22 protein-coding genes are annotated in these 22,124 nt (G+C 63.3%); 5 read left to right on the forward strand and 17 right to left on the reverse strand.

Going from position 1 to position 22,124, the window contains the following annotated elements; genetic code table 11:
- Positions 1 to 323 precede the first annotated feature (323 nt).
- The 3 genes from N5J73_RS16630 to N5J73_RS16640 all read left to right on the forward strand — a co-directional run bounded on the left by N5J73_RS16630 (position 324) and on the right by N5J73_RS16640 (position 3,156).
- The gene (locus tag N5J73_RS16630) at positions 324 to 1,802 is read left to right on the forward strand and encodes a SulP family inorganic anion transporter (protein ID WP_279941207.1); all 1,479 of its coding nucleotides are present in this window, start codon (positions 324 to 326) and stop codon (positions 1,800 to 1,802) included.
- 14 nt (positions 1,803 to 1,816) lie between these two features.
- The gene (locus tag N5J73_RS16635; RefSeq protein WP_279941208.1) at positions 1,817 to 2,680 is read left to right on the forward strand and encodes a universal stress protein; all 864 of its coding nucleotides are present in this window, start codon (positions 1,817 to 1,819) and stop codon (positions 2,678 to 2,680) included.
- A gap of 110 nt (positions 2,681 to 2,790) precedes the next feature.
- Positions 2,791 to 3,156, forward strand: coding sequence for a transcriptional regulator (locus tag N5J73_RS16640; RefSeq protein WP_180738481.1), 366 nt, complete (start codon positions 2,791 to 2,793; stop codon positions 3,154 to 3,156).
- 219 nt (positions 3,157 to 3,375) lie between these two features.
- Here the strand turns inward: N5J73_RS16640 and N5J73_RS16645 are convergent, their stop codons facing one another.
- The 10 genes from N5J73_RS16645 to N5J73_RS16690 form a co-directional block, all read right to left on the reverse strand.
- A complete protein-coding gene (locus N5J73_RS16645; RefSeq protein ID WP_180738468.1) occupies positions 3,376 to 3,603 on the reverse strand; it encodes a type I toxin-antitoxin system ptaRNA1 family toxin in 228 nt (75 codons plus the stop codon).
- 63 nt (positions 3,604 to 3,666) lie between these two features.
- Entirely contained in the window at positions 3,667 to 3,924 is a 258-nt protein-coding gene (locus tag N5J73_RS16650) for a hypothetical protein (RefSeq protein ID WP_023596211.1), read from the reverse strand.
- 2 nt (positions 3,925 to 3,926) lie between these two features.
- Entirely contained in the window at positions 3,927 to 5,588 is a 1,662-nt protein-coding gene (gene trbL / locus N5J73_RS16655) for a P-type conjugative transfer protein TrbL (RefSeq protein ID WP_180738469.1), read from the reverse strand.
- Positions 5,585 to 5,851 carry an entry exclusion lipoprotein TrbK gene (gene trbK / locus N5J73_RS16660; protein ID WP_279941210.1) on the reverse strand — a complete coding sequence of 89 codons (267 nt, stop codon included), beginning with the start codon at positions 5,849 to 5,851 and terminating at the stop codon, positions 5,585 to 5,587. The genes trbL and trbK overlap by 4 nt, the downstream gene beginning before the upstream one ends.
- 15 nt (positions 5,852 to 5,866) lie before the next feature.
- Complete coding sequence (trbJ, locus tag N5J73_RS16665; RefSeq protein WP_180738471.1) at positions 5,867 to 6,652, reverse strand: P-type conjugative transfer protein TrbJ; 786 nt, start codon at positions 6,650 to 6,652, stop codon at positions 5,867 to 5,869.
- 198 nt (positions 6,653 to 6,850) lie between these two features.
- Positions 6,851 to 7,222: a conjugal transfer transcriptional regulator TraJ gene (gene traJ, locus N5J73_RS16670; RefSeq protein WP_180738472.1), complete on the reverse strand. Its 372-nt coding sequence runs from the start codon at positions 7,220 to 7,222 to the stop codon at positions 6,851 to 6,853.
- A gap of 321 nt (positions 7,223 to 7,543) precedes the next feature.
- Positions 7,544 to 7,825 (reverse strand): TraK family protein, encoded by a 282-nt coding sequence (locus N5J73_RS16675; RefSeq protein WP_180738473.1) that lies wholly within the window; start codon positions 7,823 to 7,825, stop codon positions 7,544 to 7,546.
- A 654-nt stretch (positions 7,826 to 8,479) separates the two neighbouring features.
- Complete coding sequence (repC, locus tag N5J73_RS16680; RefSeq protein ID WP_180738474.1) at positions 8,480 to 9,349, reverse strand: replication protein C, IncQ-type; 870 nt, start codon at positions 9,347 to 9,349, stop codon at positions 8,480 to 8,482.
- Positions 9,339 to 10,217 carry a helicase RepA family protein gene (locus tag N5J73_RS16685; RefSeq protein WP_279941211.1) on the reverse strand — a complete coding sequence of 293 codons (879 nt, stop codon included), beginning with the start codon at positions 10,215 to 10,217 and terminating at the stop codon, positions 9,339 to 9,341. Before N5J73_RS16685 ends, repC begins: the two co-directional genes overlap by 11 nt.
- A gap of 3 nt (positions 10,218 to 10,220) precedes the next feature.
- The gene (locus tag N5J73_RS16690; RefSeq protein ID WP_180738476.1) at positions 10,221 to 10,454 is read right to left on the reverse strand and encodes a DNA-binding protein; all 234 of its coding nucleotides are present in this window, start codon (positions 10,452 to 10,454) and stop codon (positions 10,221 to 10,223) included.
- An 81-nt stretch (positions 10,455 to 10,535) separates the two neighbouring features.
- Here N5J73_RS16690 and N5J73_RS16695 point away from each other — a divergent pair, with 81 nt between their 5' ends.
- Together N5J73_RS16695 and N5J73_RS16700 are read left to right on the forward strand one after the other, a co-directional pair.
- The gene (locus N5J73_RS16695) at positions 10,536 to 11,540 is read left to right on the forward strand and encodes a LuxR family transcriptional regulator (RefSeq protein WP_180738477.1); all 1,005 of its coding nucleotides are present in this window, start codon (positions 10,536 to 10,538) and stop codon (positions 11,538 to 11,540) included.
- Positions 11,541 to 11,661: 121 nt separating this feature from the next.
- Positions 11,662 to 11,919: an AlpA family phage regulatory protein gene (locus N5J73_RS16700; protein ID WP_180738478.1), complete on the forward strand. Its 258-nt coding sequence runs from the start codon at positions 11,662 to 11,664 to the stop codon at positions 11,917 to 11,919.
- Between the two features lie 90 nt (positions 11,920 to 12,009).
- On the opposite strand, the gene N5J73_RS16705 is transcribed toward N5J73_RS16700, so the two are convergent.
- From N5J73_RS16705 to moeB, 7 genes are all read right to left on the reverse strand, one after another.
- Positions 12,010 to 13,212 carry a site-specific integrase gene (locus N5J73_RS16705; protein ID WP_180738479.1) on the reverse strand — a complete coding sequence of 401 codons (1,203 nt, stop codon included), beginning with the start codon at positions 13,210 to 13,212 and terminating at the stop codon, positions 12,010 to 12,012.
- A 306-nt stretch (positions 13,213 to 13,518) separates the two neighbouring features.
- The gene (guaA, locus tag N5J73_RS16710; RefSeq protein ID WP_005413109.1) at positions 13,519 to 15,084 is read right to left on the reverse strand and encodes a glutamine-hydrolyzing GMP synthase; all 1,566 of its coding nucleotides are present in this window, start codon (positions 15,082 to 15,084) and stop codon (positions 13,519 to 13,521) included.
- Positions 15,081 to 15,557, reverse strand: a complete 477-nt coding sequence (locus N5J73_RS16715) for a hypothetical protein (protein ID WP_049447876.1) — start codon at positions 15,555 to 15,557, stop codon at positions 15,081 to 15,083. Before N5J73_RS16715 ends, guaA begins: the two co-directional genes overlap by 4 nt.
- Positions 15,558 to 15,664: 107 nt before the next feature.
- Positions 15,665 to 17,122, reverse strand: a complete 1,458-nt coding sequence (guaB, locus tag N5J73_RS16720; RefSeq protein ID WP_005416248.1) for an IMP dehydrogenase — start codon at positions 17,120 to 17,122, stop codon at positions 15,665 to 15,667.
- Positions 17,123 to 17,585: 463 nt separating this feature from the next.
- On the reverse strand, positions 17,586 to 18,464 hold the full coding sequence (folD, locus tag N5J73_RS16725) for a bifunctional methylenetetrahydrofolate dehydrogenase/methenyltetrahydrofolate cyclohydrolase FolD (RefSeq protein ID WP_049447875.1): 879 nt from the start codon (positions 18,462 to 18,464) through the stop codon (positions 17,586 to 17,588).
- 393 nt (positions 18,465 to 18,857) lie between these two features.
- Complete coding sequence (locus N5J73_RS16730; protein ID WP_049447874.1) at positions 18,858 to 20,690, reverse strand: monovalent cation:proton antiporter-2 (CPA2) family protein; 1,833 nt, start codon at positions 20,688 to 20,690, stop codon at positions 18,858 to 18,860.
- 258 nt (positions 20,691 to 20,948) lie between these two features.
- Entirely contained in the window at positions 20,949 to 22,085 is a 1,137-nt protein-coding gene (moeB, locus tag N5J73_RS16735) for a molybdopterin-synthase adenylyltransferase MoeB (protein ID WP_049447873.1), read from the reverse strand.
- Positions 22,086 to 22,124: the final 39 nt, after the last annotated feature.

The raw sequence follows: 22,124 nt of genomic DNA on the forward strand, positions 1-22,124 counted from the left end.
GCGACCCCATTGGCTTGCCTGACGCCAGATTAGGGTAGGTCAAGCTGACATTTTTTCTTGCTGCACCGCCGCAACCGCGATAAAATCGCATCTCCCCAAAGAACCAGCAAGCAACTATCGGAGTTCAGACCCGTGTAAGCCTCTTTCTCGCTGCGAGCCAGCTTCAATCACTCACCACGCTCGCACGAGGCTGCACGTCCGATTCACTGCGTCTTGCTGGCCCCGGATCATTCGGGGTTCGTTCTCTATTCCGCTGGCCGGGAAGACGCATTTGCGTTCGCCCGACTGCCACCACTGGCTGGCACCCACAACGGAATAGAAAAATGATGAAATCCTTACGCCAGGACTGGCTATCCAATGTCCGAAACGACCTACTAGCGGGCATCGTCGTCGCACTGGCACTGATCCCCGAAGCCATCGCGTTTTCGATAATCGCGGGCGTCGATCCGAAGGTCGGGCTTTACGCCTCGTTCTGTATCGCCACTGTCATTGCCTTTACGGGCGGTCGCCCCGGCATGGTGTCTGCTGCCACAGGCGCAATGGCGCTGCTCATGGTCACACTGGTCAAAGATCATGGCCTGCAATACCTGCTGGCCGCCACCGTTTTGACTGGGGTGCTGCAAATCCTCGCAGGCTGGCTCAAGCTCGGCGCGCTGATGCGCTTCGTCTCGCGCTCCGTCATCACCGGCTTCGTCAATGCGCTGGCCATCCTGATCTTCATGGCCCAGTTGCCGGAACTCACCAACGTGACATGGCACGTCTACGCCATGACGGCGGCCGGGCTGGGCATCATCTACGGCTTCCCCTACATCACCAAAGCCGTGCCATCGCCGCTGGTCGCCATTGTCGTGCTGACTGCCGTGGCGATCTTCCTTGGTCTCGACATCCGCACCGTAGGCGACATGGGCCAACTGCCCGACAGCCTGCCGCTATTCTTGCTGCCTGATGTGCCACTGAATCTGGAAACGCTGACGATCATCTTCCCGGTGTCGGCCACGCTGGCCGTGGTGGGCCTGCTGGAATCCATGATGACGGCCTCCATCGTTGATGACCTGACCGACTCCAACAGCAACAAGAACCGAGAATGCGTGGGCCAAGGTGTTGCCAACATCGCCTCTGGTTTCCTCGGTGGCATGGCGGGCTGCGCCATGATCGGTCAGTCGGTCATCAACGTGAAATCCGGAGGCCGTGGCCGCCTTTCAACACTGGCTGCTGGCGTGTTCCTGCTGCTGATGGTCGTCTTCATCGGTGACTGGGTGGCCCGTATTCCAATGGCCGCGCTGGTCGCGGTGATGATCATGGTGTCCATCGGCACCTTCAACTGGGGCTCGATTCGCAACCTGCGCGAACACCCCAAAAGCTCCAGCGTGGTAATGCTGGCCACCGTCGTGGTGACGGTCGGCACGCATGACCTGGCCAAAGGCGTGCTGATCGGCGTCCTGCTCTCCGGCTTCTTCTTTGCCCACAAGGTGGGGCAGATTCTGCGCGTGACCTCACGCACCGAGAACGAAGGTCGTGTGCGCACCTACACCATCACCGGCCAAGTGTTCTTTGCTTCGGCGGATCGCTTCATCAACGCCTTCGATTACAGGGAAGTCATCGAGAAGGTACGTATCGACGTGAGCCGCGCTCACTTCTGGGACATCACCGCTGTCAGCGCCTTGGACAAAGTGGTTATCAAGTTCCGCCGCGAGGCCACCGAGGTGGAAGTTATCGGTTTGAACGAGGCCAGCTCCACGATGGTGGACAAATTCGCCGTGCATGACAAAGACGGTGCCGAAGACATGTTGATGGGCCACTGAAAGGAGACAGAATCATGAAGAACGAAAACAAAGTACTGGCCTGCGTGGATCAATCCCACTTCGCCGAATACGTGGCCGACTACGCCGCATGGGCTGCCCGCCGCATGGATGCGCCGCTGGAGTTCCTGCACGTCATCGACCGTCATCCCGAACAGGCATCGGGCGAAGACCATAGCGGCGCTATCGGCATCGACGCCCAAGAGAATTTATTGTCCAAGCTCTCCGCTGAAGACGAGATCCGCACCAAGAACGCACGGGAGCAAGGTCGCCTCTTCCTGAACCACCTGCGGGAGCGGGCCATTGCTGCCGAGGCCGAACAGGTCGATGTGCGGCAACGCCACGGCGAACTGGAAGAGACCTTGGCAGAGCAGGAAGAAGGCGTGCGCCTCTTGGTCTTGGGTCGCCATGGCGAAGCTGCCGAAACGACGCAGCGTGACCTGGGCCGCAATGTTGAGCGTGTAGTGCGCGCCCTGCACAAGCCCATCCTGACCGTGACCGAAGGCTTCAAAGAGCCGCAGCGCGTGATGATCGCCTTCGATGGCGGCAACGTGACCCGCAGAGGCGTGGAAATGGTGGCTGGCAGTCCCTTGTTCCGGGGTCTGCCGATCACCCTGCTGATGTCTGGCAAGGAAAGCCAAGATGCCCCCAAGCAGCTTGACTGGGCCAAGACCACTTTGGAAACGGCTGGCTTCGATGTGACTGCATCGCTGATTCCCGGTGACGCAGAAAGCATCATTGCCAAGACGGTGAAAGAACAGTCCATCGACATGCTCATCATGGGCGCATTCGGCCACTCTCCGCTGCGCAGCCTGTTGTTCGGCAGCAAGACCACCGATCTGCTGCGTTCCTCGCGCATCCCAACCCTGTTGCTTCGCTGATACGAACGAGGTTGAACATGGGCAAGAAAGAAACTGAGGAAGCGATTGCAGACAGCCGCGCCGGCCGCGTTGCCGGGCGGTTCGGCTCGGTCGATGAGCTGCTGGCTGATCTGAAAGCCGACGACACGCCGGAGAACCTGGAAAACTGGTTGCACGAGAAAGCCGGCCCGACCCATGACGCATTGAAGGCCGACCCGGCCCGCGCCGTCTCGGCTGACCTGGTGCGCCACACGCTCGATGAGCTGCCGGCCCAATGCGACTCTTCGGCCGAGCTAGCCGCACAGGAACGGGAATGGCTGGATGCGCCGGCTGTGGGCCGCGAGCTGCTGACGCCCTACGGCCCCGCCGAGGCGCTGACCACGGCCGAAGCCGTGGCCGCGTTCCTGGCCGACGCCGAAGCTACTGCCGACCCGGCCTACATCGAGCACGCCCGCGAAATTGCGGCACGTGCGCGGGCCATGCACGGCATCAAATAGCGAAGCTGGCCAGCATCGCCATTTCTGGCGGTGCTGCAGGTGGATCTCATCGCCGGAAATGACGATGCGAGATCCACGCCAAGGAAGAAGTACAGGGCGGCCGTCATCGCCCGATCTGGCGATGCTCGAGCACGCAGTCGCGCATCGTCGCTTCTGACGATGCAGGCCCGGAAACGACAAGGGCGGCCAGTGGCCGCCCTTGCTGTTCTTGGTGCGCGTCTATGCGGCGAGAGACTGCCGCACGGCATCCAGGGCCTCGCGGAAATCGTCCCGCGTCGCCTGGCCCGTCTCGGCCTGGTAGTACAGCACCATGAACATATTGGCGACGGCCTCAGCCATCGGTGAGAGCTGCCGCGCCGCGTCCTGGTCGAGCCAGTCAAGGGACGCGAGCTGCATAGCTGCGTGCTGCACTGCCTGCGTTGCATGGGTAGGATTCAAGGTTGCCATGATTCACCTCTGTGGTAGGTGGGTTGTGGAAGTGTCGGCCGGCCCCACGCCGGCCGGCGCGCTTTATCGCTGTCCGCTGCTGTAGATGCCGGCGGCCTCGGCCAGCGGCGTGTTCCTGTTGCTGCCGCTGTAGCTGTTGCTCGATGGCCTGGCGGCCGGCCTGGTGATCTCGAAGGCAGACGGGGCAGGACGATCAACGAAGGCCGTCACTTCCGCCGCTGCATCAAGCTCGGTTGATTGATCGCCAGGCTGTTCAAATTCCACCGCGGGCTGCTGCGCCTGGTCGAGCGTCAGGCAGTCGAAAAAGCCACTACGTTTCATAGTCACGCCTCCGATTTACCGTGATCGCGGTTGGCGAACGCGGTCACTTCATCATCAGGATCGGCAGCGGCCGAATCGGCCCCTGCAAGGTTGTTTCCGCCGAATGTCGGCACCGACTCGACAGCGGCGGCCTGGTCGCTCTCCGCGCTCGCCCTGATAGCCGCCGCGATCTTCCCGCCGGTGGTGTCTGCGATGCGTTCGACAGCGGCATCGCGGATGCTGGCGGCCTTGGCCTTGGCAACCTCGCCAACGCCTTGCACCAGGTTCGCGCCAGCGTCGGCCGTGACCCGGCCAGCCGTACCGAGCGCCGCAGCGGCCGATGCCAACAAGCCGGGGCCGGTGCTGCTTGGTGCGGCCTGCTGGCCGCCTTGCTGGGCTTTCGTGTTGCCGGCCTCGTTACCACCCTTCGAGCTGGAACCTCCATCCGATTTACCGGACTGCTGCCCATTGCGACCACCCGAGCCGCTGGCACCGCTGCCCGCGCTGCTGCCGAAACCGGCGGCCTGTGCAAGTGGTGTAGTGGTGCCCGCACCTGAGCTTGAACCGCCACCAAAGCCAGCAGCCTGCGCAAACGAGCCGGCATCACTGCCGGAGTCGGAGCCGCCGCCGAGCATGGGCATTCCGCCTGACTCGCCGCCGGCGCTCGACCCCGCTTTCTCGAACGCTGCCTTGACCGCCGACATGCCGCCAGCGGCCGAAGCTGCACCCCCCATCACGGCCGCACCGGCCACGCTTGCCGCACCGGCAGCCATGCTCGCCGCACCCATAGCTGCACCGATGGCAGCGCCTGCGCCGAAGTTGCCGATGCCACCCGCGCCACCAATACCCGAGCCGGTAATGATGCCGGCGACCAGAGGGGGAACACGATTGACCAGCATGAGCAGCGCCACGCAGAAAACCAGCATCACGCCCAGCTCCTCAAAGTTCAGCGTACCGGTGTTCATCCTGGCGTAGAAACTGGAAAGCAGGTCGTTCCCGATGCCGACCAGGAGCACCATCGTCATGATCTGCACGGCCACGCCCAGCACGGTCTTGTAGTAGTTGATCGCCATGTCGGACGTCCAACGCGAGCCGCCGAAGCCGAGGAAGAAGATGCCGGCGTACATCAACAGCCAGCCCGAGACGAGCAGCAGCAGCATATTCACGGCGACAACTGCCAGCAGGATCAGGATGCCGACGCTCAAGGCCACGCCGATGAAGCTATCCACGGGCGACCAGATCGACGAGTTTGTGAATGCCTGCTTCAAGATCATGAAGCCGATATCCACGATGCCCGAGGGTGTCACCGATGCCACCCCGGATGCCTGCTCACCGATCCGGGCCAGTGACTGGATGATCGAGTTGGCGAAGGCGGGGCCATTGCGCAGCAGCCAGAGGAAAAAGCCGAAGAACAGAATGAAGCGGATGAACTCGGCGAAGAACTCGCCAATGTCGGCCTTACGCAGCGCCATGAAGCCGAAGGTGAAAACCAGCGAGATCGTGCCCAACGTCCAGAACAGGAACATCGCGGCATTCATCACCACCGTCTGCCAGGACGTGGCCCGCGTGGCGAACTCCGTCACCACCTGGTCAAGCATCCCCTGGTTGGTGAGCTGGGCCGATGCAGCGGTGGAGTAAAGCGCGAGAATGACGCCGATCAGCGCCGCCTTGTGCAGTGCTTTCATGACTTCGCCCCCTTCTGGTCTTTCGGGTCGGCCAGTTCGAGCCAGTTCATGGGCTTCTCGGTCGGAGCGATGCCGCCGCTGGCCGGCGACCGGCGCGAGCACAGCCCGGCGAATTTTTCGCGCGTGGCCCTGTCCTCGATCTTCTTGATCGCCTCGATCTGGCAATTGATGTCATTGACCTCGGGCATGGGCGGGATGGCCGGCTTGTTGTCGCAGCCAGCCACCACCACCACGAGGCCGGCAAGCATCATCGTTTTCTTCATGGTGCAGGGCCTCCGTCAGCGGGTCAGTTCGAGCCAGTTCTTCGGGCTGGCCGTGCGCTCGATCCTGGACTCTCGGGAAGTCGCGCCGGCGGCCTGCTGTTGCGCCTCTAGGTCGGCCTGCGCCTGCATCCTGGCCGTCGCGGCGTTCTGCTGCGCGATCAGCAGGCCACGGATTTGCAGGAGCTGGTTTGCCTGGTTGGCGGCGAGCTGATTGGCGAAGCCGATGGCCTGCATTTGGCCGGTTGCACCCTGCGCTGCCGACTGGAGCCGTTCGAGCTGGCGAGCGTCAGCGGTAAGGTTGCGCTGCTGTTGCTCCAGGCCCTTGAAAAGCGCGTCGTTCGCCTTCTTCTGACTCTCGCTCGCCAGGCTGCGGTTTTTCTCCATCGCGGCGCGCTCGGCATCCGAGCACCCGGCGGCCGAGAAGCACGGCGAACCACGGTAATAGGCCACGTCCTGGAACTTGCCCAGGTACGCATCGACGCTGCCCAGCTGATTCCTGTAGTAGTCCAGTGTGTTGACGGCGTTCATCAGCCCGTTGATGGTGGACTGCGCCTGATCCCAGATATAAGCGGCCGGGGCCACCGTGTTTTGCAGCATGTTTTCATACTGCTGCAACTGGGTCTGGTACTGCTCAATCTGCTTGAGCGTCTGCGCCACCGACTCGATGGCCGTCATGACGTTTTGCACCAGGTTGCCGCCGTCGATGACGGGGATGCCTGCCTGCGCCGGGGTGATGATGATGCTGCCGGTCAGGACGGCAGCGAGCGCGGTTTTAGCCGCTAAAAAACGATGCTTCTTCATGTCGATAACCCTTTCTGAAAGTGGCATTCAGGGTCATCGAGTAGCTGCGCCACGTAGCTAATCGGTACTTGACCAGGGCGACACCGAAGCCCGGCCTTTTTGGTTTATGTCACGGTGTCATTGCGTATCGATGCGTCTATACCCCCTATCGTTCGATCATGACACTGCGCATCAGATTTTTTTTAGCCGCTAAAACGCTCAAGGCTTTGCCTTCGGCTGCACCACCGACCTCATAAGCCGGCTCATTTCGTCCTGGGTAGCTTCGATCCGAGCCAACAGGGCGAGGATCGTTGCATCGCCGAAACGGGCAGTGCGTGGATCGTCGGTCAGCCAGAGCTTGAGCAATCCGCCCAGGCGGCCAAGATCACCATTCACGCGCACCAGCTCGCGCACGTAGTGGTAGTCCATGACTCCCTTGACCTGGTAGCCCTGCCCTACGTCGCGCAGGTAGCGCGCCACGCTAATCCCCGCCCTCTTGGCGTTCTCCTCGATCAGCTCGCGCTCTTCGGGAAGGCAGTACACCTTGATGGGCGGACTGTTCTTCCGCGTGACCCTCTTCTCGTCGTCCATTCGTTCTCCAACCGGCGGTAGCCGGCAGCCTCGCAGAGCAGGATGCCCCGTTGAGCGCCCCCGGCGCGAATAAGGGGAAGTGAAGAAGGACAACCCGCTTGCGGGTGGGCCTACTTCACCTATCCTGCCCGCCTTACGGCGTTGTTTTTGCATCGAATGACTCATCGAATTTCGCGCTGTAACCGCACCATTGATTCGCAACAGCGCGCCAGCAGCGCGAAAACCAACGGAAATTGCCCATGTCCGTGCGGTTACAGCGATCCAACAACCAATAGCAGTGTTTCAGCCGCGCACTTGCAGCGATTGAGCACGTGGCTTTCCTCACTTCGCTCTGGTCTGGCTAAAGGAGCCAGGCGGCGCATTGGTGATGTGCTGGCGAACGTATTTCAGGAACGTCTCATATCGAAAAGGGATACGGCCGGTTTCGCGCATGTACTCCCAGATGATCTTGAGCGCGTAGCCGGCCTCCATCGCTTCCTTCACGTCCGCGCGTGCCGCCATGAAAGCGGCCAGGTAGTCCCTGCGCTTTATTTGCGAGGTCTGCTGTTGAAGAGCGAGCCGTGCGGCCAACTCATCGGGATAGCTGCTTTCTGTCGTCGCCATGTCCGTAAACCTCCGTTATCAACTGAACTACTCCGAAGGTTACGGAGTTCCGACCCGCACAAAAGCCGAATAATTGTCCAAAATGGTTGACGCATGATCGATGGCAAAGGCATGACCGACCGAAACAGCGATGGCAGGCCATTCAGCAATACCGGAGCAGTTAAACGCCAAGAGGGAGTAGGCTCAGGGGGCCTCCCATCGTGGCCCCTCAAGTGTCAACAGACAGCTCGGCCGCAATCGTCAGAAATGAGGATCGGCGTCGGAAACGGTGATGGTGGCCAGCCTCGCCAAAAATGACGATGCTGCAGCTCGGCCGGCGCACGAGAAATGGGCCAGCCTCATGTCGCGGCCGGGCAACGAATGGCACTGTTGTATGTTGTAGCGCGCTACAACATACAACATACAACGCCAGTCATTGACACTTGAGGGGCGCAGCGCTTTAGCCGCTAAAAAGAGTGGTCGGAGCTGACCACCTTCTGGCGTAAAACTTAAAGGCCGAAGGCTTGCCCCATCGGCAAGGGCTTGGCGTCGCCTACAGGGCGGCGGCAAGTGCCGCGCCTAGTGGATGATCTTGGAAGATCATGGATGGAATTTTCGAACCAGCCGCAAGCCCGCGCCGTTGCTGTGTTTTCCAGTTTTTGGCGGGGAACGTTGCTACGGGTGAAGGGGAACGTTGCTACGGAGATTGGGGAACGTTACTACGGGCTTTGGCCTACCAATTTCCCACTTCCCTTCCGCATACTCGCTCACCTTCCAACCCACGGCGGCAAGCTCGGCCAGAGCCTTGCGGGCCTTCTGGCGGCGCTTCTTCATGGCCTCGGCGTTCGCCTCGTCCGGCCAGACGTAACCAGAAAGGGTATCCAGTTCCACACGACCGGCCTTGCCCGGGTCGATCCAGCCGCATAGACGCTGGTGAATCAAGCGGGCCGGGTCGGTTTGTAACGCCCGTACCTCGGCCATGTCGATGCGGGTATACGGTCGCCTCCCAAGAATCGCCTCCGTAATCTGAGGATTTAGCGCGACGAATAGCCGTCCATCCCCCTCATCGAAGGCATGGCTCATCAGGTGAAAAGATCTGTGCTTGATCCCCTTGGTGACCATCACTGTCACGTTTGTCATGCGCAGCAAACACGCCTTGATCGCCCTGATGTTGTCGCCGCCATCGGTCAAGCCGATTTCGCCTAGCAGACTGGTCATGCTCTCGCGCACGACAAGCGCATCCTGCCCTGCCGCATCGAACTTTGGTTCAAGAAATAGACGGAGCTGCTTCGGCAAATCCGCTGATGGCTCTGGCGTCAGGATGATGCCCTTCGGCCCGCCAAGAGCCACAAGACCTTGCAGAAGCCGCATGTCATCAGCGCCAAGAGGCTCGAAGCCGACGAACCGCGCTTGCTCATTCTCGGCGTAGTGATACGTCACATCGAGCTTGAGCTTCTTCCGTTCACCCCGCTTGAGGCTGCGGAACAAGCCGGGAACCAAGCAGTGCATCGGATCGTGCCTGGCATGGGTAAGGTTAAAAGCCATCGCCTCGCCTCCGGCCGTCGCGTCCCTTCTCCTCATTCCTGCTGACCTCGTGCAACTCCACCGGCACCAGAACGCCGCCCGCATGTCGCATGTACCAGCGATCAAGCGGCGTGGCGTCGTAGTTCTGCTTGCTGACGCCGAAACGCACGAAGTAGCTGCGGCGCTCATTGCCAATGGGCTGCCGGTCATGGGCGCGGTCGCTGAAGCGCTTTGCTTCGTCCTCGGTCATGCGGGCGACGTAACCGCACCACCTGGCGTTGTCGATCAGCGCGGACGCGCCACGTGCGGCCTGCTGCTGGTCGGTCTGCCCTTCGCGGGCGCTTCCCTTGCTGACGTGGTGCAGGTAGAGCACGGATGCGCCCGTGGTGGCCGCAACGTGCTCCAGCACGGCCACGAGGTGGGCCATGTTGCCGTTACTGTTCTCATCGAGGGCATGAATGCGGCTCAGGGTGTCCAGCACGATCAGCCGCGCCCCGGCGCTGTACTCGATGACGCGGCGCAAGTGGGCATCGTCCATGACGTTCAGGCGTCTGCCCATGATCGGCTCAAGCGCGAGGTTCTCTGCGATGGCCTGGCGGACGGCGTGCCCGAGGTGCTGACCGATGGCGTGAATACGCCGCACCAGCGCCGGCGGAGGGTCTTCCCCGGCCAGATAGACCACACGCCCGGTGTGCGCGGGAGCAAGGCCAACGAGGTCGCCACCCGCGACGCTACATGCGATGCTCATGGCTGCTTCCAGCGCCCAGAAGCTCTTACCCGTGGCTCCTGGAGCGACGAGCGCGCCGACAGTGCCCGCAAGGAAGCCGGGCCATATGAAGTCCAGCACCGGCGGTTCGTGCTCGAACGCCGCCAATACATCAATCGCCATTCCTCAGTTCCCCGTTCCGTACAGGGACTCGTCACTCAACACCTCGGCGATCTGCGAGGTTCGGAAGTAGACCCGCCGGCCGATCTTCAAGCGGGCCTTGTTGATCCGCTGCGTCCAAGCGTTCGTCGCGCGCAGGCTGATCCGCAGTCCATCCGGTGATCGATCCAGGACAGTGGCGAGCTGTGCGATGCTCAGCAGCGGGCCGAAGCGTTGCAGCAGCGTGTCTTCTATCGTCATTGCGTAAACCTCCGTTATCAACTGAATTGCAACGAAGGTTAGGCTTTATTGGAGTTGCCAACGCCCGGTTAGTTGTCCAAAATGGTTGACATGAAAAAAGCGCCAACCACCATCATTTCCGAGGGCTGCGATCCCACCGTCGCGGAAGCCATCAAGCAGTTCCATGATCGGTGGCAGCCTTACTCCGCATCATCGCGGCAGCACCCGATCGTTCGGTTGATAGAAGAGCTGATCGACCCCGCTGTGGCCACGTTTTCGGCGAAGCTCCCTCTACGCTACTTGGGCCACATCCCCGGAGCTGGGACAGGGGTGGGCCTGAGCGGGATCATTCGATTGATCGGATTTGATGCGATGGTGCCACTGCAACGGGAGTTGCTGCGGAGGTTCATCCGCCAAGAGGACCGCACCAGCGCAAGGGACAAACGATTTACAGCAACGCTCGAATCGCTGTTTGAACTGATATGGGCCTGCGCCTGTAAGCAACCGATGGAGTCGCCATTGCGCGGCTCGGATCGCAAAGCACGCGGCTTAAATGGAAAACGCCGACAAGGGTTCTGTCGGTTCTGCGGAGCGCTTACCGCGCTTACTTCGTTTGCAGGCGATGGGGCTCAGTTGCGCGGGGCCGATGACACACTTCGATTGAGCGACCAGTACTGCGTGGCTCATCAGCCCAAGTTGCCGAATGGTGCAGGGAACCCTGCCTATCGGCAAGCAAAACGATCCATCGCGCAGTTCGATCTCGAATTGGCCAGACTTAGCCAGCAATGCGCGAAGCGATCCAAACCCCATGCGGCGGCGTCTGGCGACAAACTGGTTGATAACTACTTCTTTCACTACATGCTAGGTCAGACCTTGCAGCCTGCTGACATGGCTGAGCTACGCAACCTGGCACGGTTGATGGTGGACTCGAAGCTGTCGGACGCCAAGAAAAGAATTTTGATGCTCCATTTTTCCGGGCTCAATCAGTCAGAGATTGCAGAGCACCTTTCAAGTAGAGATCAACGGCCGCTGACGCGCCAAGCAATCTCTAAGGCTCTTAAGGCGCTGGCGTCGATCCCTTCAACGCTTCACCTAAAGAGGCGATAGAAGCGCCCATTGCTTGACCTCCGGCGCTGTCAACCAAAGTGAACAATCATTCGGTCGATCTGACCAGCGTTACCGAGCATCATCAGGCACATGTTCGCAAGTGACTGAAAGAGGCCAGGGGATGCAGGCAACGACAAGTAAGACGCTCATCAATCGCAAGAAACTGCTGGCGATGATCCCGCTGTCTGAGCGCACGATTTTCAACATGGAGCAGCGCGGGGAGTTTCCGCGCCGGATCGCACTCACCAGCCGAAACGTCGCCTGGGACTTGGCCGAAGTCGAGGAGTGGATTGAGGCGCGCAAGGCGTCGGGTACTCAGGCCATGCGCCCCGGATTCACTCCATCTCCAGTGGTAGGCGGTTCTGTCGCCGCTTTTTAGCGGCTAAAACGCTGCGCCCCTCAAGTGTCAATGAAGCACGAGGCGACGCCTCGATGCTCGGGCAACGCTAGCGAACTGCCATCCTCTGGCTTACGCCTTCGCCCGCTTCTGTGTCCATTCGTCGATCATGTCCGCCCAGTCCTGCAACATCGCCGTCCGCTGCTCGCGGTACTCGGCCTTGTTGTAGACGGCTCTGACGCCCTTCTGTTCGTGGGCAAGGCACTTCTCGATCCAATCGGTGTTGTAGCCAGCTTCGTGCAGCAACGTGCTGGCCGTTCGCCGCAAGTCATGTGGCCCAAACTTGGCGAGCGACTTCCCTTCCTTCTGCGCTAACCGATACGTCAGCGTCAGCACCTGGTTGAGTGTGGCGCTGCTCATGGGCAAGTCCGAGTCATACCGTGACGGCAACACATAGTCCGATCCACCGGCAAAGGTTTTCAAGGCAATGAAGATGTCCAACGCCTGGCGGGACAGAAACACCAGGTGGGGATTGCGCCGCTTCATCCGCTCCTTCGGGATCGTCCAAAGCGCGTCGCTGAAATTGATCTCGCTCCAGGTCGCGTTGGTCAGCTCGCTCTTACGCACCATCGTCAGCAGCAACAGCTTGGCCGCCGCCCGGATAGATGGCGTCGTGCCGATGCGCTCCATGTACTGATACATCAGGCCGATCTCGTCGGGCGTCAGCGCACGGTCGCGCGGCTCGAACTTGGCGATGCTCGTCGGGCGCACCAGCTCTGCCGGGTTCTCGACCTTCTGGCCGCGCTCGATGGCCCAGCGAAAAACCTGTAACACCACCTCGCGGACATGCACTGCGGTTGCCGGTGCGCCGCGCTCCACGATGGCATCGGTCAGCGCGCGCAAGTCCTCGTGGGTGATCTCCGCCAGCTTCTGATTGCCGAATTTCGGCTTCAGCTCGCGCTCGTAAACGGAGCGGCGCATGTCACGGGTGGAATCGGCCATCTGGTAGCCACGCAGCCACTTTTCCGCCCAGGCCCCGAACGTCTCCGCGTCCTTGACGCGGGCCTTGTCACGCGCCTTTTCCTTGGCCGGCGACTTTCCGGCCGCGATCATCTTCTTGGCCTCGCCCAGCCGCTCACGGGCTTCCGCAAGGGTGATGCCGCCGACACCGTAGCGGCCGAAGGTGATGGTCTCCTGTCGGCCGTGGATCGAGTAGTTGTAGCGGAACGAGATCGCCCCGGCAGGCGTGACGGCCACATAGAGGCCGTCGCGGTCGTTTTCCTTGTAGAGCTTGTCCCTCGGCTTGAGGTTACGCAGCTTGGTATCGGTCAGCATGGTTCTCGCCCTGGTTCGGCTCAAATACCATGATCTAGAGTTAGTCCATCCTGTCGTAAAAACTCAATTAAATCATTGAATTACGTCAGATCAATACCATGACAACCAGAAAGACGGCTGCATGGTATTGATGGAACCTCATGGCATCGAAGCACTCAATGCCATCCATCATGCCATGAAAAAGTAGTGCTTGGCGATGCCAAATATTGCCAGTCGGTGCCGGACGAAATCACAAAAAAACCCGCATTTACGCGGGTTTAGGTGTGTTCTGGTGCTACTTGGTGCCAGTCGATGCCAGACGCCCAATCACTCCCACTCAATAGTAGCCGGCGGCTTCCCCGAGATGTCATAAACAACCCGCGACACCCCCCGCAACTCATTGATGATCCGGTTGCTCACCGTCCCCAGGAACTCATACGGCAGATGCGCCCAATGCGCGGTCATGAAGTCAATCGTCTCCACCGCACGCAGCGCAATCACCCACTCATAAGCGCGCGCATCGCCCACCACGCCCACCGACTTCACCGGCAGGAACACGGCAAACGCCTGGCTGGTCTTGTCGTACAGATCCGCCTTGCGCAGCTCATCGATGAAGATGGCATCGGCCTTGGCCAGCAGCTCGGCGTATTCGCGCTTCACTTCGCCCAGGATACGCACGCCCAGGCCCGGGCCCGGGAACGGATGGCGGTAGACCATGGTGCGCGGCAGGCCCAGCTCAACACCCAGGCGACGCACTTCGTCCTTGAACAGCTCGCGCAGCGGCTCCACCAGGCCCAGCTTCATGTGCTCCGGCAGGCCGCCCACGTTGTGGTGGCTCTTGATCACATGCGCCTTGCCGGTCTTGCTGCCGGCCGACTCGATCACGTCCGGGTAGATGGTGCCCTGCGCCAGCCACTTGGCGTTCTTCAGCTTGTTCGACTCTTCGTCGAAGATCTCAACGAACAGGTTGCCGATGATCTTGCGCTTGGCTTCCGGGTCGCTCACGCCTTCCAGCGCGGCGAAGTAGCGGTCGGCGGCATTCACGCGCACCACCTTTACGCCCATGTGCTCGGCAAACATCGCCATCACCTGGTCGCCTTCCTGCCAACGCAGCAGGCCGGTATCCACGAACACGCAGGTCAGCTTTTCGCCGATGGCCTTGTGCAGCAGCGCGGCCACGACGGACGAATCGACGCCGCCGGACAGGCCCAGGATCACTTCGTCATCGCCCACCTGTTCGCGCACGCGGGCGATCTGGTCGTCGATGATGTTGGCGGCGGTCCACAGGGTCTGGCAGCCGCACACGTCCACCACGAAGCGGCGCAACAGCGCCTGCCCCTGCAGGGTGTGGGTCACTTCCGGGTGGAACTGCACGCCGTACCAGCGCTTTTCTTCGTTGGCCATGGCAGCCACCGGAATGCGGTCGGTGGTGGCGGTGATGGTGAAGCCCGGCGGCGCAACGGAGACGTGGTCGCCGTGGCTCATCCAGACATTCAGCTTCGGCTCGCCGCCGTGGTCGCTAAGGCCCTTGAACAGTGCATCGGGGTTGATGACGTTCACTTCGGCGTGGCCGAACTCGCGCTGATCCGCCGCTTCGGTAGCACCGCCCAGCTGCGCGGCCAGGGTCTGCATGCCGTAGCAGATGCCGAAGATCGGCAGGCCGCTGTCGAACACTTCCTGCGGCGCGGCCGGGGCGCCCGGCAGCGTGGTCGATTCCGGGCCACCGGACAGGATGATGCCCTTGGCGCCAAACGCGGCGATCTCGGCCGGATTGTGGTCCCACGCCCAGATTTCGCAGTAGACGCCCAGCTCGCGGATGCGGCGGGCGATCAGCTGCGTGTACTGCGCGCCGAAATCGAGGATGAGGATCTTGTCGTTATGGATGTTGGTCATGGTGCCGTTCCAGTGGTGTTTTTCGCAGCGCCCGGCGCTTCAAGGCTCTGCGTCAGCGTGGCGATGAACGCCTCGCGTTGTTGAATATGTGAGGTGTCTTCCTCGTCCCAGCGCAGCATCAGCAGGCCATGCGGTGCGTTGGGGTTGGCGCGATCGGCGCGCGGCAGCTCGGCGATTTCCTGCACTTCGGTGCCGGGCACGATGCGCCGTTGCAGCGCCGCCATCGAAGCGCCCGAATCCGCAGCGCCCCAGGACGCCCAGCGTACGCTCATCCGTGCGGGCTCCAGCGCGCCCAGTACTGGCGTCAGCACCGGATCATCCGGCCCGTGTAGCAGCTCGGTAATGCACTGCAGCGTGACCTGCAGCGGGCGCTCGCCGGTGCCCTTCAGCAGCCAGCGCTGTTCGCCGGCGCCCTGGACCTGCCAGCCCTTCGGCAGCGAGAACGCGTTCTGGCACGCCTGCACGTCCTGCAATTGCGAAACCGCCGCGCCCGGAGACCCGGAGCGCGGCGGCGGTTCGGACAACGAACAGCCTGCCATCAGCAGGCTGCCCGTAATCGCAAGAGCAGTTCGCAAGCGCATCAGGCGCGGTAGTTCGGCGGCTCTTTGGTGATGGTCACGTCGTGGACGTGGCTCTCACGCTGGCCGGCGCCGCTGATCTTCACGAACTTGGGCTTGCTGCGCATGTCTTCGATGGTGGCGCAGCCCACGTAGCCCATGGTGGCGCGCAGGCCGCCCATCAGCTGGTGGATGATGCCGCCCACCGGGCCGCGGTACGGCACGCGACCTTCGATGCCTTCCGGCACCAGCTTGTCGGCGGTGGCGGCGTCCTGGAAGTAGCGGTCCTTCGACCCCTTCTCCATGGCAGCCAGCGAACCCATGCCGCGGTAGCTCTTGTACGAACGGCCCTGGTACAGCTCGGTCTCGCCCGGCGATTCCTCGGTACCGGCCAGCAGGCCACCGACCATGATGGTCGAGGCACCGGCGGCCAGCGCCTTGCCGATGTCGCCCGAGTAGCGGATGCCACCGTCGGCGATCAGCGGGATGCGGTCCTGCAGGGCTTCGGCCACCAGATCAATGGCGGTGACCTGCGGCACGCCGACGCCGGCGACGACGCGGGTGGTGCAGATCGAGCCCGGGCCGATGCCGACCTTCACGGCATCCGCGCCGCTGTCCAGCAGCGCCAGTGCGGCTTCGCCGGTGCAGATGTTGCCACCGATGACCTGCACGTTCGGGAAGTTCTTCTTGACCCAGCTGACGCGGTCCAACACGCCCTGCGAGTGGCCGTGCGCGGTATCAACCACGATCACGTCCACGCCGGCGGCGACCAGTGCTTCCACGCGGCGATCGGTATCGCCACCCACGCCGACGGCAGCGCCGACCAGCAGGCGGGTCGACAGATCCTTGGCCGCGTTGGGGAAGTCGGTGTTCTTCTGGATGTCCTTGACGGTGATCAGGCCACGCAGTTCGAACGAATCATTGACCACCAGCACCTTTTCGATGCGGTTGCGGTGCAGCAGCTGCAGCACTTCGTCGGACGCGGCGCCTTCCTTGACCGTGATCAGGCGATCCTTCTTGGTCATGATGTGGCGGACCGGATCGTCCAGCTCGGTCTCGAAGCGCATGTCGCGATGGGTCACGATGCCGGCCAGCTGGCCGTCGCTGCCCACCACCGGCACGCCGGAGATATTGTGCGCCTGGGTCAGGGCCAGCACGTCGCGGATGGTGGTTTCCGGGCCGACGGTGATTGGGTCGCGGATGACACCGGCCTCGAACTTCTTGACCTTGGCCACTTCCGCGGCCTGCTGTTCCAGGCTGAGATTCTTGTGGATGATGCCCATGCCGCCGAGCTGGGCCATGGCGATGGCCAGGCGGGCTTCGGTGACGGTATCCATGGCTGCGGACAGGATCGGAAGCTTCAGCTTCAGGTCGCGCGTCAACCGCGTTTCGAGGTTGACGTCCTTGGGCAGGATGGTCGAATGGGCGGGGACGAGCGAGACGTCGTCGTAAGTGAGTGCTTCAGCCTGGATGCGCAGCATCGGCATACCCGAGATGTGGGGAAGCGCGACATTTTACCCTGTTTTTGCGCCCTGTGGCAGGGGGTAGATGCGACGCAGTGTCGCGCGGGCGGTGATTGGTTCAGGGCGGCGTCGGAGCCGACGGCATACCGCCCTTGGTAGGTGCCAACCTTGGTTGGCACGGCCCGTCCGGCACCTGGACCCCAGATGGGCCGATGACCCCGATGGATGTGCCAACCCAGGTTGGCACCTACCAGGAGCGGGTCATTGGCCTGCCCCGGCATTTTGCCGACCAACGGTCGGCACCCACCTTAAGAGGATCACTCGGGCCAGTCCTGGAACTGCCTTTGGTAGGTGCCAACCGTGGTTGGCACGATCCGTCCGGCACCGGCACTCCAGATGGGCCGATGGCCCTGATGGATGTGTGCCAACCACGGTTGGCACCTACCAGGAGCAGGCCAACGGTCGGCACCCGCCCCAAAGGTCAGCTCAGCGCTTCTGCCGCTTCCAGGGTGTTCTGCATCAGCGTGGCCACGGTCATCGGGCCCACGCCGCCCGGCACCGGGGTGATCCAGCTCGCCCGCTGGGCGGCCGCTTCAAACCCCACGTCGCCCACCAGGCGGCCGTCGTCCAGGCGGTTGATACCGACGTCGATCACCACCGCGCCCGGCTTCACCCACTCACCCGGCACGATGCCGGGGCGGCCCACCGCCACCACCAGGATGTCGGCGTTGCGCACGGCCTGCTCCAGCACGTCCTTGGGGGTGAACTTGTGGCAGCTGGTCACGGTGCAGCCGGCAATCAGCAGCTCCAGGCCCATCGGGCGGCCGACGTGGTTGCTCACGCCCACGATGGTGGCGTTGCGGCCGCGCACCGGCTGGTCGGTGTGGCCCAGCAGCGTGGTGATGCCGCGCGGGGTGCACGGGCGCAGGCCGAACTCGCGCAGGGCCAGGTGGCCGACGTTTTCCGGGTGGAAGCCGTCCACGTCCTTGCGCGGGTCGATGCGCTGGATCAGCCGGCGCGCATCGGGGATGCCCGGCAGCGGCAGCTGGATCAGGATGCCGTTGATCTTCGGATCGGCGTTGAGCTGGTCGATCAGGTCGAGCAGTTCGGCTTCGGTGGTACCGGCCGGCAGGTCGTAGTCATGTGCTTCGATGCCGACCTTCTCGGCGGCACGGCGCTTGTTGCGCACGTACACGGTCGAGGCCGGGTCGCCACCGACCAGCACCACGGCCAGGCCCGGGCGGCTGCCGCCGGCGGCCACGCGGGCGTCGACGCGCACCTTCAGGCTGTCGAGCAGGTCCTCGGCGATACGGCGGCCATCGAGGATGCGGGCAGGATGCTGGGGGACGGAATCGGTCATCGGGAGCGGGGGACGGCGGCGGCGGGGACGCTATTGTCCCCGATTCAGGCCCCCTCGCCCACCGCCACGGCACCGACCGACCCGCCCCTGTAGAGCCGAGGCTACGCTCGGCTCACGCGCGCAGCGCGGCTTTATCGCAACCTCACCGAAGCGCAAGCCGAGCATGGGCTCGGCTCTACAGCCGACCGGCCCGCCCTTGTAGAGCCGAGCCTACGCTCGGCTCACGCGCGCAGCGCGGCTTTTTCGCAACCTGACCGAAGAGCAAGCCGAGCATGAGCTCGGCTCTACAGCCGACCGACCCGTCCTTGTAGAGCCGAGCCTACGCTCGGCTCACGCGCGTAGCGCGGCTTTATCGCAACCTGACCGAAGAGCAAGCCGAGCATGGGCTCGGCTCTACTCTTCCTCTTCCGGCACGTCCTGCGGGTTCAACGTCTTGCTTGCCCGCTTCGGCGCGGTGAACGGCGTCGGCGTCGGTACGCCCTGCGGGCTGTTGCCGTAGATCATCCGCGCGCCGGCATTCAGACCACCACCGGCAATTTCCAGCTCGAAGCGCTCGGCATCGCGGCGACGGATCTGCTCGGCAATCTCCACCGCATCGTCTTCGTCCGCACCCAGCTCCACCAGCGCGGCCTGGCCGAACAGCACCGCCGACTCGAACGTCTCGCGGATCTGGAAATCGACACCGGCATGGATCAGCCGCAGCGAATGTTCGCGGTCGAACGAGCGCACCATCAGCTTGGCCTGCGGGAACTCGTGCGCCACCAGCTCGACGATGCGGTCGGCGGCCTCGGCCTTGTCCACGCACACCGCAATCGCACGTGCGGTGGCCGCACCCGAAGCATGCAATACATCCAACCGCGTGCCATCGCCGTAGTAAATCTTGAAGCCGAAGCGCGCCGCGCTCTGGATCATCTCCACATCGTTGTCGATGATGGTCACGTCCACGTCGCGCGCCAGCAGCGACTGGCTGGCGACCTGACCGAAGCGGCCGAAGCCGATCAGCAGCACGCTGCCGGACAGGCCCTCGGCCTCGTCCACGCCGTCCATGTTCACCGTCGGCTTCGGTGCGATGCGCTTGTAGACCAGCACCACCAGCGGGGTCAGCGCCATCGACAGCACCACCACGGCGGTGAAGTTGGCATTGATCTCCAGGTTGATCACGCCGGCCGAGGCGGCAGCCGAGAACAGCACGAAGGCGAACTCGCCGCCCTGCGCCATCAGCACGCCGCGGTCCAGCGCCTGTGCGTGGTCGCTGCCCATGATGCGCGCCACCACGTAGATGCACAGCGCCTTGGCCGCCATCAACGCCAGCACCAGGCCCAGGATCAGCTGCCAGTTGCCAGCCACCACGCCCAGGTCCAGCGCCATGCCTACGCTGAGGAAGAACAGGCCAAGCAGGATGCCGCGGAACGGTTCGATGTCTGCTTCGATCTGGTGGCGGAAGGTCGATTCGCTCAGCAGCACGCCGGCCAGGAACGCGCCCATCGCCATCGACAGGCCGGACAGCTGCATCAGCAGTGCGGCACCCAGCACCACCAGCAGCGCGGCGGCGGTCATCACCTCGCGCGCCTTTGATTCGGCCAGCACGCGGAACAACGGATTGAGCAGGAAGCGGCCGACCAGCACCAGGCCAACGATGGCGCCCACGCCGATCGCCACCGACAGCCAGCGCGAGCCCTCGCCATCGGCGCTGCCCGCGCTCGGGCCCATCCAGGCCACCAGCGCCAGCAACGGCACGATCAGCAGGTCTTCGAACAGCAGGATCGAAACGATCTTCTGCCCCGACGGCAGCGCGATGTCGCCGCGCTCGGCCAGCAGCTGCATCACCACCGCGGTGGAGGTGAGCACGAAGCCGGTGGCACCGATGAAGGCCACCTGCCACGGCAGGCCGAACAGCTTGGCGATGCTGGTCAGTACCAGCGCACAGGTGACGATCTGCAGCGTGCCCAGCCCGAAGATTTCCTTGCGCAGGCTCCACAGGTGCGAGGGCCGCATTTCCAGGCCGATCACGAACAGGAACATCACCACGCCGAGCTCGGCGGTATGCAGGATGGCCTGCGGGTCGGAGAACCAGCCCAGCCCGAACGGTCCGATCGCCAGGCCAGCGGCGAAGTAGCCCAGCACCGAGCCCAGGCCGGCCCGGCGGAACAAGGGCACCATCACCACCGCCGCGCCCAGCAGGGCCACGACCTTGACCAGCTCGCTGGTCGCTGCTTCTACCGCCATGCGGTGTGTTCCCCAAGATCCAGAATCGGGTTCAACAATAGAGCAATGCCGATGACGGCAATAGCACGCATGTTGCGCCGGATTGTCTTGGAAGTAGAACGATGCCAGGAGAAACCCCGCGCATCATCCCGAAACCATGCACGTGACTGTAGAGCCGAGCCCACGCTCGGCTGCTTCTGCTATGTGCGAAAAGCAGCCGAGCACGGGCTCGGCTCTACAGTAGATCCACGCCATGCGCGGATGACGCCCCGGCCAGCCTCACCCACCCCGGCAGAACGCGGCGTAATCGATATACCCCGGGAACGGCGCGCCCGGCGCGCACACCGGGCAATGCGGGTCCGGCCGGATGCCGGTCTCGCGGAAGCGCATGCCCAGTGCATCGAAGCGCAGCAGGCGGCCGACCAATGGTTCGCCGATGTCCAGCAGCAGCTTCAGCACCTCGGTCGCCTGCAGCACGCCGGCCAGCCCGGGCAGCACCCCCAGCACGCCGGCCTCGGAACAGTTCGGCGCAAACTCCGGCGGCGGCGGCTCGGGGAACAGGCAGCGGTAGCACGGCGCCACGCCGCGCTGGCGACCGGCGTCAAACACGCTTACCTGGCCGTCGAAGCGCTCGATGGCGGCGTACACCAGCGGCGTGGCGTGCTTGATGCAGGCGTCGTTGAGCAGGTAGCGCAGCGGGAAGTTGTCCGAGCCGTCCAGCACCACGTCCACGCCGTCCAGCAGCGCATCCACGTTCTCGGAGGTGACCCGCTCGGGCACGGCCTCGACCTCGATCGACGGGTTCAGCGCCAGCAGACGCTCGCGTGCGGAATCGACCTTGAGCTGGCCCACGCTGGCTTCGGTATGCACGATCTGCCGGTGCAGGTTGCTGCGCTCCACGCGGTCATGGTCGGCGAAGCGCAGGTGCCCCACCCCAGCCGCAGCAAGGTAGAAGCCGGCCGGCGCGCCCAGCCCACCCGCGCCCAGCACCAGCACGCGTGATTGCTGCAGTCGGCGCTGGCCGGCCTCGCCCACCTGCGGCAGCAGCAGGTGGCGCGAGTAGCGGTCGTAGAAGTCGCGGTCGGCGGCGCTGGCCACCGGCTGCACCAGCGGCAGCGACTGCTCGCGCCAGGCCACGGTACCGCCCGTCACGGAAGCGACGCGGGTGTACCCGGCCTCCAGTAGGAACTGCGCGGCATCGGCCGAGCGCTTGCCGCTCTGGCAGATCAGCAGGATCTCCTGGTCGTGCCGCGGCAGATGCGCGGCCGGGTCGGCCTGCAGCTGGCCCTTGGCCACGCCGCGCGCGCCTTCGGCCATGCCGCCCGCCCGTTCGTGCGCTTCGCGCACATCAATCAGCACGGCGCCATGGGCCAGGCGCTCACGTGCCTGCGCGGGGGAAAGCTCTTGGATGCTCATGTCCGCATTATCGCGCAGGCCGTTCTGCCTTGCCTTGAC

This window comes from Stenotrophomonas sp. GD03654 (assembly GCF_029845105.1).
Lineage (GTDB): Bacteria > Pseudomonadota > Gammaproteobacteria > Xanthomonadales > Xanthomonadaceae > Stenotrophomonas > Stenotrophomonas africana.

Coding starts and splice junctions, on each gene's coding strand:
- N5J73_RS16630 (WP_279941207.1), top strand. CDS start 324: ATGATGAAATCCTTACGCCAGGACTGGCTATCCAATGTCCGAAACGAC.
- N5J73_RS16635 (WP_279941208.1), top strand. CDS start 1,817: ATGAAGAACGAAAACAAAGTACTGGCCTGCGTGGATCAATCCCACTTC.
- N5J73_RS16645 (WP_180738468.1), bottom strand. CDS start 3,603: ATGGCAACCTTGAATCCTACCCATGCAACGCAGGCAGTGCAGCACGCA.
- N5J73_RS16650 (WP_023596211.1), bottom strand. CDS start 3,924: ATGAAACGTAGTGGCTTTTTCGACTGCCTGACGCTCGACCAGGCGCAG.
- trbL (WP_180738469.1), bottom strand. CDS start 5,588: ATGAAAGCACTGCACAAGGCGGCGCTGATCGGCGTCATTCTCGCGCTT.
- trbK (WP_279941210.1), bottom strand. CDS start 5,851: ATGAAGAAAACGATGATGCTTGCCGGCCTCGTGGTGGTGGTGGCTGGC.
- trbJ (WP_180738471.1), bottom strand. CDS start 6,652: ATGAAGAAGCATCGTTTTTTAGCGGCTAAAACCGCGCTCGCTGCCGTC.
- traJ (WP_180738472.1), bottom strand. CDS start 7,222: ATGGACGACGAGAAGAGGGTCACGCGGAAGAACAGTCCGCCCATCAAG.
- N5J73_RS16675 (WP_180738473.1), bottom strand. CDS start 7,825: ATGGCGACGACAGAAAGCAGCTATCCCGATGAGTTGGCCGCACGGCTC.
- repC (WP_180738474.1), bottom strand. CDS start 9,349: ATGGCTTTTAACCTTACCCATGCCAGGCACGATCCGATGCACTGCTTG.
- N5J73_RS16685 (WP_279941211.1), bottom strand. CDS start 10,217: ATGGCGATTGATGTATTGGCGGCGTTCGAGCACGAACCGCCGGTGCTG.
- N5J73_RS16690 (WP_180738476.1), bottom strand. CDS start 10,454: ATGACGATAGAAGACACGCTGCTGCAACGCTTCGGCCCGCTGCTGAGC.
- N5J73_RS16695 (WP_180738477.1), top strand. CDS start 10,536: ATGGTTGACATGAAAAAAGCGCCAACCACCATCATTTCCGAGGGCTGC.
- N5J73_RS16700 (WP_180738478.1), top strand. CDS start 11,662: ATGCAGGCAACGACAAGTAAGACGCTCATCAATCGCAAGAAACTGCTG.
- N5J73_RS16705 (WP_180738479.1), bottom strand. CDS start 13,212: ATGCTGACCGATACCAAGCTGCGTAACCTCAAGCCGAGGGACAAGCTC.
- guaA (WP_005413109.1), bottom strand. CDS start 15,084: ATGACCAACATCCATAACGACAAGATCCTCATCCTCGATTTCGGCGCG.
- guaB (WP_005416248.1), bottom strand. CDS start 17,122: ATGCTGCGCATCCAGGCTGAAGCACTCACTTACGACGACGTCTCGCTC.
- folD (WP_049447875.1), bottom strand. CDS start 18,464: ATGACCGATTCCGTCCCCCAGCATCCTGCCCGCATCCTCGATGGCCGC.
- N5J73_RS16730 (WP_049447874.1), bottom strand. CDS start 20,690: ATGGCGGTAGAAGCAGCGACCAGCGAGCTGGTCAAGGTCGTGGCCCTG.
- moeB (WP_049447873.1), bottom strand. CDS start 22,085: ATGAGCATCCAAGAGCTTTCCCCCGCGCAGGCACGTGAGCGCCTGGCC.